Origin of the sequence: Streptosporangium longisporum (genome assembly GCF_039534895.1) — a bacterium.
Classification (GTDB): Bacteria; Actinomycetota; Actinomycetes; order Streptosporangiales; family Streptosporangiaceae; genus Streptosporangium; species Streptosporangium longisporum.
Map to the genome: position 1 here is coordinate 16,397 of NZ_BAAAWD010000018.1, position 10,971 is coordinate 27,367.

9 protein-coding genes and 1 tRNA gene are annotated in these 10,971 nt (G+C 72.3%); 5 read left to right on the forward strand and 5 right to left on the reverse strand.

From position 1 onward, the window contains the following. Nucleotides 1-431: 431 nt before the first annotated feature. Nucleotides 432-1,460: a helix-turn-helix domain-containing protein gene (locus ABD832_RS31815; protein WP_344902738.1), complete on the reverse strand. Its 1,029-nt coding sequence runs from the start codon at nt 1,458-1,460 to the stop codon at nt 432-434. 331 nt (nt 1,461-1,791) lie between these two features. Here ABD832_RS31815 and ABD832_RS31820 point away from each other — a divergent pair, with 331 nt between their 5' ends. Beyond that, nucleotides 1,792-2,292, forward strand: coding sequence for a rhodanese-like domain-containing protein (locus ABD832_RS31820; protein WP_344902740.1), 501 nt, complete (start codon nt 1,792-1,794; stop codon nt 2,290-2,292). Nucleotides 2,293-2,330: 38 nt separating this feature from the next. On the opposite strand, the gene ABD832_RS31825 is transcribed toward ABD832_RS31820, so the two are convergent. Continuing rightward, nucleotides 2,331-3,272, reverse strand: coding sequence for a helix-turn-helix domain-containing protein (locus ABD832_RS31825; RefSeq protein WP_344902743.1), 942 nt, complete (start codon nt 3,270-3,272; stop codon nt 2,331-2,333). A gap of 63 nt (nt 3,273-3,335) precedes the next feature. On the opposite strand from ABD832_RS31825, the gene ABD832_RS31830 reads away from it, so the two are divergent. From ABD832_RS31830 to ABD832_RS31840, 3 genes are all read left to right on the forward strand, one after another. Next, entirely contained in the window at nt 3,336-3,875 is a 540-nt protein-coding gene (locus ABD832_RS31830) for a TIGR03086 family metal-binding protein (RefSeq protein WP_344902746.1), read from the forward strand. 99 nt (nt 3,876-3,974) lie between these two features. Then, a complete protein-coding gene (locus tag ABD832_RS31835; protein ID WP_344902749.1) occupies nt 3,975-5,573 on the forward strand; it encodes a vWA domain-containing protein in 1,599 nt (532 codons plus the stop codon). 243 nt (nt 5,574-5,816) lie between these two features. Further along, a tRNA-Ala gene (locus ABD832_RS31840) sits at nt 5,817-5,889 on the forward strand. A gap of 81 nt (nt 5,890-5,970) precedes the next feature. On the opposite strand, the gene ABD832_RS31845 is transcribed toward ABD832_RS31840, so the two are convergent. Further along, nucleotides 5,971-7,596 (reverse strand): ATP-binding cassette domain-containing protein, encoded by a 1,626-nt coding sequence (locus ABD832_RS31845; RefSeq protein WP_344902752.1) that lies wholly within the window; start codon nt 7,594-7,596, stop codon nt 5,971-5,973. A gap of 104 nt (nt 7,597-7,700) precedes the next feature. Between ABD832_RS31845 and ABD832_RS31850 the strand changes: the two genes are divergently transcribed. Next, nucleotides 7,701-8,474: a TetR/AcrR family transcriptional regulator gene (locus ABD832_RS31850; protein ID WP_344902755.1), complete on the forward strand. Its 774-nt coding sequence runs from the start codon at nt 7,701-7,703 to the stop codon at nt 8,472-8,474. Nucleotides 8,475-8,611: 137 nt separating this feature from the next. On the opposite strand, the gene ABD832_RS31855 is transcribed toward ABD832_RS31850, so the two are convergent. Together ABD832_RS31855 and ABD832_RS31860 are read right to left on the reverse strand one after the other, a co-directional pair. Continuing rightward, a complete protein-coding gene (locus ABD832_RS31855) occupies nt 8,612-9,004 on the reverse strand; it encodes a DUF3224 domain-containing protein (protein ID WP_344902758.1) in 393 nt (130 codons plus the stop codon). Nucleotides 9,005-9,099: 95 nt separating this feature from the next. Beyond that, on the reverse strand, nt 9,100-10,842 hold the full coding sequence (locus ABD832_RS31860) for an ABC transporter family substrate-binding protein (RefSeq protein ID WP_344902761.1): 1,743 nt from the start codon (nt 10,840-10,842) through the stop codon (nt 9,100-9,102). Between the last annotated feature and the right edge of the window lie 129 nt (nt 10,843-10,971).

The window sequence follows — 10,971 nt, forward strand, 5'->3', positions numbered from 1 at the left end:
AGATTCGTGCAAATGGCGGCGAGCTGCAGGAGGCACGGGTCCGCAGCGCTCTTGGTGGTGCTGATTCCGCCATGGCGGGCCTGGGCCGAGGCGGGAATCTGCGAATCGGCCGAAACTGGAACAGGGGAGTGCAGAAGAAGGACGGCCCCGGCGAGCGCGCCGCCCGCAAAGGTCCGTTGCATGAAAGTAGACACGTGCCTTCTCTCTCCTGTCTGTATTCAGAGAAAACGCGACGCGGCCATTCTTGAGGTGTTCGGTGAAGAGTGCGAGAAGTGCTGCTCGAATCCGGTGAAGACACTAGGTGAACGGTGCACCGCGCTTTGCCGTACGAAAACATGAATCGCTACATAAATCGCAATGGGCTCATTGTAATAATGATATCGCTAAGCGTCTTAATTTCCCGCAAACCGGAATTCGGTTCATTGGTGTCGTCATCGGGCGGGAGTGGTGATCTCACGGTCCGAGGGGGCGGGTCCGGCCGGGGTGCGGAACGCTCTCCGGTAGGCCGAGGGGGAGGTGCGCATCGCGCGGGTGAAATGGTGACGAAAGGTCGCCGGGCTGTCGAAGCCCACGGCGGAGGCGATCTCCTCCACGGGCGCGGAGGTGGACTCCAGCAGCGTCAGGCTGGCCGCCACCCGCTGGGAGATCACCCATCGCAGCGGGCTCGTCCCGGTCTGCCGCTTGAAATGCCTGATGAACGTGCGCTGTGACACGCGCGCCACCTCCGCGAGGACGGCGATCGTGATGGGTTCGGCGAGATGGTCCAGCGCCCAGGTCATCGCGGCCGTCACGGCGGCACCCTCGCGTACCGGCGCGACCGCGGCCTGGATGAACTGGGCCTGCCCGCCCTCCCGGTGCGGAGGGATGACGAGCCTGCGGGCGACCTCGTTGGCCACGCCCGGCCCGTGGTCCTTGCGGACCAGGTGGATCAGCAGGTCCAGCCCGGCCGCGCTGCCCGCGCTGGTCAGCACGTCCTCGCCGTCGACGTAGAGCACGTCCGGGTCCACCCGCACCCGGGGGAACCTCTGCTGGAGCAGCTCGGCGTACCTCCAGTGGGTCGTCGCCTCCCTGTCGTCCAGCAGCCCGGCGGCGGCCAGCGCGAACGCTCCCGAGCAGATCGACACGACGCGCGCGCCCCGCTCGTGGGCCCGGCGCAGGGCCGCGACCACCCGCGGGGACACCTCGTCCCGGACGTCCGGCACCCCGGGGACGATCACGGTGCCGGCCTCGGCCAGTACGTCGAGACCGTGCTCCACCCGCATGGTGAATCCGCCCACGACCCGCAGGTCGGCGGGGCTCTCGGCGCAGACCGCGAGCTCGTACCAGGGCACGCGCAGTTCCGGGCGGGGGATGCCGAACACCTCGACCACGCAGCCCAGCTCGAACGGGCTCATGCCGTCGAAGGCGAGGACGGAGACACCGCGGCGCGCACGCCGCCGGGTGGGCGGGGGAAGCAGCATGGCGAAATATTAGCGGTAACGGTCATTCACGCCACTGTTCGGGTGGGCCGCCCGCACGGCACCATTGCCTCATCCGGCGGATGACGCCATGGATCGGGGACACCGGGTTCTCCGGGCCGGGCCCCGCGTCGCACGCCTCCGGACCGTCAGACGCCCATCGAGATCGTCATCGCGATCGTCGGCGGGAGTGTCGTCGAACGCGCCGTCGCCGGTGCCCCGAGAAGCGCCGGCGAGGAACGGTCGAGAGGCGCCACCCGAGGAACATCGCCGAACAGGCCTTTCCGGCCACCTCGGCGACATCACACGAACCAGCCACCATGAAAGGTCGCCGATGTCCGTCACCGCCGCGCCCACCGCCGTGCCCACCGTCTCCCCGTCCGCCGTCACCGCGGTGCCGGCCGCCGACAACCGCGCCGCGCTGGCGCACTTCGCCGCCCGGCTGGCGTTCGAGACCGACGCGGCCGACGTGGCCGCGGACCTGGCCGCGGGCGTCACCGGTCTGGTCGTCGTCGACTCGCGCAGCACGGAGAGCTGGGAGCAGGGCCACATCCCGGGCGCCGTCCACCTGCCCACCGCGCTGATCGCCGAGCACGGCGACTCCGTGGTCCCCGCGGGCGCGACCGTGGTGACCTACTGCTGGGGCCCCGGATGCAACGGTGCCACCCGGGCCGCGTTGGAGTTCGCCAAGCTGGGCCACCCGGTCAAGGAGATGCTGGGCGGCTTCGAGTACTGGGCCCGGGAGGGACAGCCCGTCGAGACGGCGCAGGGAGTGTCCAGCCGCCCCGCCGACGCCCTCACCTCGCCCGTCTCCGGCGTCTCCTGCGCCTGCTGACCGGTCCTGAGGTCAGGCCGTGCCGGCCGGGTCCCGGCTCAGGGCCGCCCCAGGCTCCGGCCGTACGCGGCGGGGGACATGCCGACCACGGAGCGGAAGTCCCGGACGAAGTGCGACTGGTCGCTGTACCCCAGCTCGGCGGCCAGCCTCGGCCAGTCGGTGCCGGACCCGGCCCGCTCGGCCGCCTCGTGGATGCGGTAGCGGCGGATCACCCACTTGGGGGAGACGCCCACGTAGTCGTTGAACAGCCGCTGCAACCGCCGGACGCTCAGCCCGTGCAGGGCGGCGAGCCGGTCGACGCGGGTGATGCCGGGATCGTCCAGTACGCCCGCGACGAGCCGGGCCACCTCCTCGGCCACGGGGTCGCGGGGCGGCAGCCGGGCGAGCAGGAACTCCTCCACGACACGTACAGCCTCCTCGTCACGGGCGGACAGCACGGCCGGGACGATGGCGTCGGCGCCGGGACCGAAGATCTCGGAGACCGGCGTGAAGCGGCCGGAGATCGTGGACAGGGGAGCGCCCAGGAAGGGGCGGAAACCCGCCGGGTGGAAACGGCTGCCGACGACGACCCCGCTGCCGGTCAGCACCTCCCGATGGTCACCGGTGACGACCCCCGCCACGCAGGAGCCGCGCTCCTGGAAGACCAGGTTCACCGACGGGTGGGACACGACCCGCTGCTCGTACGGTTCGTCCAGCCGCCAGCGGATGATCCAGTGATGCTCCACGAAGAAGGCCAGGTCGGGGTGGCAGGCGTGACGGGTGTAGCGGAACCGGGCCGCCCCGGCGTTCAGGATGCCCCGGGTGTCGGAGGGAACGCCCGCTCCACCGGCGGGGACGCCCGCCGTGCCGGAACGGACTCCGCCCGGGGCCTCACCGGTCGCGTCCCGGGCACCGGGTTGCGCCGTCCCGCCGGTTCCGGCTTTCGAGGACGCGACCGGGGACGCGACCGGTGGCGCCCCGGGACCGGCGTGCGCGCGCATGGTGCCGAGCCTATGTCGCGTTTCTTCAATACGGGGGCACGCCGGTCGGCCACCATGGCCGTCATGAACGAGATCGAGATGCTGGAGAGCGCCACGGCCCGTACGGTCGCCCTGGCCCGCGGCGTCCGCGACGATCAGCTGTCCCTGCCCACCCCCTGCGAGGACTACGACGTGGGCGCCCTGCTGGAGCACCTGTCCTGGGTGTCGGCGATGTTCGCCGCGCTGCCCCGCGGGGAGCGGCCCCCGCCGCAGGACGCCGACCGGGACGCCTTCGCGGCCCGGGCCGCCGGCATGCTCGCCGCCTGGGCCGAACCCGGCGCCACGGAGGGGATCAGTGCGGGCATGGGCCTGCCGATGAGCGTGGTGCTCCGGATGGCGGTGAACGACATGGTGATGCACGGCTGGGACCTGGCCAGGGCCACCGGCCAGGAGTTCACGGTGGACGCCGGGACGGGGGAGCTGCTGGCCGCGTTCGTCGCGCAGATGGCGCCGCAGGGACGGCCCCGGGGGGTCTTCGGGGAGGAGGTGCCCGTACCGGCGGACGCCTCGCCGTTCGAACGGGCGCTCGGGCTCGCCGGACGGGACCCGGGCTGGAGACCCTGATCACGCGTCGAACACGGTTTGCGCTCGCTTGGGTCAAGCGACCGGCGGATGTCCGCGAGAGGTCGTCGTAGGGGGTGACACGCATCCCTTGGAGGCGACATGACGTACCGGTACCGCCCGCTCGCCACTGCCCTCGCCGTGCTCGCCCTGCTGTCGGCCGCCGCCTGTGGCGGAGGGTCGGAGCAGGGATCCGTACCGATGCCCGCGTCGGGCCGGTCGGGACCGTCGGAGATCGCCCCGCCGCGCGGCGAGGACGACCGCCCGGCGTCCCGCGGCCGGGCCACGCCCCGCGCCGGGGAGGCCGGGAAGCCCGCGGACGCCGAGACCCCCAAAAGCGCCGAGAGCCCCGAGAGCACCGAGAGCTCGGCCGTGCCCGAGGTCGCGCGGAGCCACGACACCGCGGCCGAGCAGATCTCCACCTTCTCCCTCGACGTGGACACCGCCTCCTACGGCTATAGCAGGAGGCTCCTGGGCGAGGGCAGGTGGCCGGAGGCGGGCCAGGTCCGGCCCGAGGAGTTCGTCAACTCCTTCGCGCAGGACTACGCCGAGCCCGAGGACGACGGCTTCACGGTGCACATGGACGGCGCGCGCACGCCGGGGAACGGCACCGCCCTGCTCCGCGTCGGCCTGCAGACCCGCAGGACCGACGCGGAGTCCCGCAGGCCCGCGAACCTGACCTTCGTGGTGGACGTGTCGGGCTCCATGGGCGAGCCTGGCAGGCTCGACCTGGTCAAGGAGGCCCTGCACCGGCTCGTCGACCAGCTCGGACCCGGTGACCGGGTCTCGGTCGTCGCCTTCAGCGAAGCGGCGGAGGTCGTCCTCCCGATGACCCCGGCGGCCGAGAAGGACCGGCTGCACGCCGCCGTCGATCGCCTGGCCGTGCAGCAGTCGACCAACCTGGAGGCGGGACTGACCCAGGGGTACGACGAGGCCGCGGCGAGCTTCCGGCCGGCCGCGGTCAACCGGGTCGTCCTGCTCTCCGACGGCCTGGCCAACACCGGCGACACCACCTGGCAGGGCATCCTCGACCGGGTCGCCCAGGCCGCGGGCAAGAAGGTCACCCTGCTCTGCGTCGGCGTCGGCCGCGACTACGGCGACGAGCTGATGGAACAGCTCGCCGACAACGGCGACGGCGCCGCGGTCTACGTCGGCTCCGCCGACGACGCGCGCAAGGTCTTCGTCGAGCAGCTGGCCACCAACCTTGACCTGCGGGCCCGGGACGCCAAGGCGCAGGTCGTGTTCAACCCCTCGGCCGTGACGTCGTACCGCCTGATCGGTTACGAGAACCGGCGGATCGCGGCCGGGGACTTCCGCGACGACGCCAAGGACGGCGGCGAGATCGGTCCCGGTCACTCGGTGACCGCCCTGTACGAGGTGCGGCTGCGCGACGGGGCGTCGGGCCAGCTGGCCACCGCCACCGTGCGCTGGCAGGATCCCGACACCCGTGCCCCGGCCGAGGCGTCCCGCTCGCTGGGCGCGGGGGACCTGGCGGCGTCGCTCTGGGAGGACGCGGCCCCGAGGTTCCAGGTGGACGTGGTCGCCGCCGGTTTCGCCGAGTACCTGCGCACCCGCGAGAGGATCGCGGGGGTGGCGCCGGCCGACCTGGCCTCCCACGCCACCCGCCTGGCCGCCTCGACCGAGGACCCGGCGGTGACCGAGCTCGCCCGCCTGATCGGGCAGGCCGTCGCGCTCGGCTGACGGGAGCGTCCCGGGGCCCGTGCCCCGGAGCGCGGGTCCCGGGCCGGAGCCCCGGTGCCCGCGCCTTGACGGCCGTGTTCCGGGAGCCGCGTACCGGCGCCCGCGCCCCGGGACCGCGGGGCTCGCGCGTCCCCGCGGTCCCGGGCCGCCGCGTGATCGTGGTTACAGGGTGCGCGATGGTTTCCTATACACTGGCGTCGTCGCCGGGCAGGTTCCGGGGACACCCGGACGCCCGGCGTCCGAGGGGCTATGGCGCAGCTGGTAGCGCGCCTCCATGGCATGGAGGAGGTCTGGGGTTCGAATCCCCATAGCTCCACGTCGAGCCGTTCCCGCGACGGCCCGAAGGCGGTTCACGAGATCCCGTCCGATCACCTCGATCGGGCGGGATCTCGTCGTTTCAGCGGGCGCGCCCGACCCGGCCCTCGTGCCAGACCGGTTCGGCGCTCTCGTACACGGTCCCGTCGGAACCGAAGATCAGGAACCGGTCGAGGTCGGCGGCGAACCAGCGGTCGTGGGTGACGGCCAGCACGGTGCCGGAGGAGGCCAGGCCCTGCTGCAGGGCCTCGGCGCTGGCCAGGTCCAGGTTGTCGGTGGGCTCGTCGAGCAGCAGCAGGGTGGCGCCGGACAGCTCCAGCAGCAGGATCTGCAACCGGGCCTGCTGGCCGCCGGACAGGGTCTCGAACCGCTGGCCCGCCGCGGGGGCGAGCTCGTAGCGGGCCAGGGCGGCCATCGCCTCGTTCAGGGTGAGCGCGTGGCCGGTCATGACCAGCTCGGCCGGGGTGCGGCCGTGCAGGTCCGGCCGCGCGTGGGTCTGCACGAACCGGCCGGGTGTCACCCGCGATCCCAGCCGGACCGAACCCCGGTGCGGCACCGCGGGCACCGCGCCGTCGGCGGCCTGTTCCAGCAGGTGCAGGAAGGTGGACTTGCCCGAGCCGTTGGAGCCGAGCACCCCGATGCGCTCGCCGTACCAGATCTCGGTGCCGAACGGGCGCATCAGACCGGTGAGCTCCAGGTCCTCGCAGACGACGGCGCGTTTGCCGGTACGTCCGCCGCGCAGCCGGATCCGCACGTTCTGCGTCCTGGGCGGGCGCTGCGGCGGGCCGGCCTCCTCGAAGCGGCCGAGCCGGGTGCGCGCGGCCCGGTAGGCCGACGCCAGCGCGTCGTTGTTCGCCGCGCTCTGCTGCAGGGTGCGCGTCAGCCTTCTGAGCCTGGCGTGTTCCTCGTCCCACCGGCGGCGCCGCTCCTCCAGCCGGTCGATGCGTTCCTCGCGTGCCGTGGCGTAGGTGGCGAAGCCCCCGCCGTGGATCCAGACGCCGCGATCCTCCACGGTCACGATCCGGTCGGCCGCCTCGGCCAGGAGCCCGCGGTCGTGGGAGACCAGCAGCACGGTCTTGTCCGTGGCCCGCAGCCGCCCTTCCAGCCACTGCTTGCCGGGCACGTCCAGGTAGTTGTCGGGTTCGTCCAGCAGCAGGACCTCGTCAGGGCCGCGCAGCAGGGCCTCCAGGACGAGGCGTTTCTGCTCGCCTCCCGACAGTGAGGCCACCGGGCGGTCCCGGATCGCGTCGTAGGACAGGCCCATGGACGCGGTGGCGCAGACGTCCCAGACGACCTCCATGTCATAGCCGCCGGCGTCGACGTGATCGGCGACGGCCTGCGCGTACGCCAGCTGCGTCGCCTCGTCGTCGCCGGCGGCCAGCGCCGCCTCCGCCCGCGCCAGGGCCGCGGCGGAGGCCCGGATCCGGTCCGGTGCCACCGACAGCAGCAGGTCGTGCACGCTCCGGCCGTCGCGGATGCCGCCGATGAACTGACGCATCACCCCCAGCCCTCCGGAGGACACCACGCGGCCGTCGTCCGGCCGCAGGTCCCCGGCGATCAGTCTCAGCAGGGTGGTCTTGCCCGCGCCGTTCGGCCCCACCAGGGCGGCCTTGACCCCGTCCCCGACGCGGAACGACACCTCGTGCAGGAGCAGCCGCCCGTCCGGCAGCACACAGGTCAGCCGGTCGACCTCGACGTGTCCCGCCACGGCTCCTCCTCGGTGCGGACTCCGGTCTCTGATGGCGTCCGGATCGACGTTCCAGTGACCGGACCAATGATCCGGTGCTCGATCGTCATACTAGACTCGCTCCCGTGGACACGAGCAAGGTTGAGACGGGGAAACGCCGACCGGGAGCCGCGGGGGAGGTGTGGCTGCGGCCGCCCGCGCGACGGGGACGCGACGCCCCGCCGCTCAGCAGGGAGCGGATCGTCGAGGAGGCGGTGGCCCTTCTGGACGCCGAGGGCGCCGACCGGCTGACCATGCGGCGCCTGGCCGAACGGCTCGGCACCGGCTCCACCACGCTGTACTGGCATGTCAGGACCAAGGACGACGTCCTCGACCTCGCCCTGGACGCGATCTTCGCCGAGGTCGGGATCCCGTCGGGGAGCGGCCGGGGGTGGCGCGCCGACATCACCGCGCTGATCGGCGGATGGCGCGCGGTCCTGCTGAGGCATCCCTGGTCGGCGGCACTGCTGAGCCGTCCGATGCTCGGCCCGAACGTGCTGGCCCGCAGCGAGTTCCTGTACGCGACCCTCCTGGAGGCCGGGGTCACCGGACCCCGGCTCACCGCCGCGGCGTACGGGCTGTCCAACTACGTCATCGGCTCCGGGCTGATGCAGGCCACCTGGCCGGCCGACACCGGGCAGGACGTGCGCGGGGCCGCCCGGGAACACCTGCGCGACAACCGGAAGCGGTACCCGGCCCTGGCCGCCCACGGCCCCCTCGTCGTGGAGGGCGACTGGGACACCGGTTTCGCCCTCGCCCTGACCTGGCTTCTCGACGGCATCCAGGCGGGCATCACCGAGGCCGGGGGCGCCGGGGGTTCCGGTAGCGGCGACGGTACCGAAGGTGTCACGCGGGCCTGAAGCGGCCGCGCGGCCGGGAACCGGTCATGGGGACGGGCCGTCGCCGCGGGCCGGTCCCCTGCCGAGTCCTCCTGCCGAGTCCTCCTGCCGAGCCCTCCGGCCGAGCCCTCCGGCCGAACCCTTCCGCCGGACCCCGCTCAGCCGAGCTCGTAGTCCAGGTGGAAGGAGTGGGCGCCGTCGTCGTTGACGATCTGGCCGCCACCGCGGATGCCGGTCAGCTCACCGGTTCCCGAGTCGGGCAGGATCGTCCAGCTCAGCCCGGCGTCCTCGCCCTCGGCGGAGGCCGTGTGGTGCAGCACGAAGGTGCCCTTGCGGCCGTGCACGGTCCCGGTGAAGCGCTCGAAGCCCGCGTACGCCGCGGACGTCTCGACCTGGGCCACCGCGGTGATGATGTCGGTCGTGCTGGTACCGGCCAGGTCGCCGTCGAAGGTCTTGGTGAGGTGGACGCGGGTGAGCGTGGCCCCGTCGGCCTCGTCGTAGGGCTCGGGCTCCCAGCTGTCGATGGTGAAGGTTCCGGCGGCACGCGGCATAGAGGGCTCCCACAATGAACGTCGTCTGTTCCCACCAGCATGACGCCCGTACCTGTCAGCTGATGTCAGGTACGGCACCCCGGCCGGGACGGGTGTCAGGAGCGGCTCCAGCGGTCCATGTTCCAGGTGACGGTCGACTGCGCCGGGTTCGGGACGACGTTCCTGAGCGTCTCGTCCCACGCGCTGAGCCCCGGGTGCTGGAAGAGCGGGATGGTGGCCAGGTCGCTCCAGAGCCGCTTCTCGATCTCGCCGATGATCGGGTTCTGGGCGCCCAGGTCCACCGTGGAGTTCAGCCTCGCGATGAGACGGTCGACCCGCTCGCTGGAGTAGCAGCCGTTGTTGTTGCCCTTGTTGCGGGCGTCGCACTTCTCCGGTGAGGTGAAGTTGGAGGCCCAGCCGCTGACCAGGGACGATCCCGACCAGGCGAACAGCGCCACGTCGTAGCCGTTGCTCGGCATGACCGTGCCGAGGAAGTCCTCGGATCCCTTGTCGACGACCTTGAACCCGGCCTTGTTGCAGGAGTCGATGATGAGCTGCACCGCCGCGGTACGCCGCGGGTTCGGGGTCTGGTAGCCGATGCTCACCTCCAGCCCGATCTTCCCCGCCCGCCGCAGCAGCGCCTTGGCGCCCGCGATGTCCTGCCGCGTGTACGCGTCCGCGCTGCCGCTGGCCGCGACGACCTCGGCGCTGTTGGCCTGGAAGGGGGCGACGGTGCGGACCTGCAGCGGCACGGCCGCGGGCGCGACCGGCTTGACCAGCTGGTCGACGATGCGCTGGCGGGGCACGCACCGGGCGAACGCCTCGCGCAGCCGGGCGTCCCGGAACGGGCTGGAGTCGAAGTTGAAGTCCAGGTGCTCGTAGGTGTAGCGGTCGAAGACACTGACCCGCACGCCGCTCAGTGACTGCAGCTGCTGCAGCACGTCCGGTCCCGGCTGCGGCTCGACGATCTGGACCTCGCGGTTCTGCAGCGCCTGGGCCTGCTCGTCGAGGGTGATGAAGCGTTCGACGATCGTCGGGGTGGCGGCGGGGGTGCCCCACCACCGGTCGTTGGCCACCAGGGTCAGCCGCTGCCCGGCGTCCAGCTTCGAGAGCTTGTACGGGCCCGAGGAGGGGATCAGCTCGGCGTCGGGCAGCCTGCCCTCGGAGACCCAGCCGTCGTTGAAGAACCTGATGCCCTTCTCGAGCCTGCCGGCGTCGGTGTCCCTGACCGCCGCGATGAACTCCTCCTCCGACAGGCCGTCCCGGGCGGCGACCACGTGGGCCGGCAGCATCTCGGTCGCGCCGGGACCCCCCGCCACCCAGTCCGCGAACGGCTTGTCGTAGACCAGGTCGAACGTCCTGCCACCGGCGCGGCAGTCGGGGACCCGGGTGTCCTGGACGCCGTTGGTGTCGGCGGAGGCGAACCCCCTGACCTTGCCGGACCGGAACGCCCACCACAGCATGACGTCGTCGCAGTCGATCGGGGTGCCGTCCGACCAGACGGCCTTGTCGGCGATGGTGTACCGGACCGTGAGCGGGTCGTCGGAGATCTTCCGGTAGTTCCCGAAGTCCCGGTCGGGGGTGATCGCGCCCCTGTCGCCGTAGAACCAGAAACCGGTCAGCACCCGCTGCAGCGGGGCGAAGTTACGGGTGGCGTTCTCCGCGGTGGTGTTGTTGTTGTACGAGTGGAACTCCTGCTCGTACGCGTAGGTGATGGTCTCGACCGGGGGAGCCTGCTCCGGGCCGGAACTCGCCGGGGTCCGCTCCGGGTCCGGGTCCGGGCCGGCGCAGGCTCCCAGCAGCAGCGCGGCGCCCGCCAGCAGCACCGGCACCCCGCCGGGCCTTCGTGCGTGGAACACGGCACCACCCCTTCGATCAGCGGATCTCCGGTCGCCCCCGTGCCGGTCGAGCGGAGCCGGGTCCGGACGCCCCCTCGTGGTCGTGGGCGTCGTCCCGGGACCGGGTCCGCGCCCGCCCGTTGCCCCGTC

Coding starts and splice junctions, on each gene's coding strand:
- ABD832_RS31820 (WP_344902740.1), top strand. CDS start 1,792: ATGTCCGTCACCGCCGCGCCCACCGCCGTGCCCACCGTCTCCCCGTCC.
- ABD832_RS31855 (WP_344902758.1), bottom strand. CDS start 9,004: ATGCCGCGTGCCGCCGGAACCTTCACCATCGACAGCTGGGAGCCCGAG.
- ABD832_RS31830 (WP_344902746.1), top strand. CDS start 3,336: ATGAACGAGATCGAGATGCTGGAGAGCGCCACGGCCCGTACGGTCGCC.
- ABD832_RS31835 (WP_344902749.1), top strand. CDS start 3,975: ATGACGTACCGGTACCGCCCGCTCGCCACTGCCCTCGCCGTGCTCGCC.
- ABD832_RS31825 (WP_344902743.1), bottom strand. CDS start 3,272: ATGCGCGCGCACGCCGGTCCCGGGGCGCCACCGGTCGCGTCCCCGGTC.
- ABD832_RS31815 (WP_344902738.1), bottom strand. CDS start 1,460: ATGCTGCTTCCCCCGCCCACCCGGCGGCGTGCGCGCCGCGGTGTCTCC.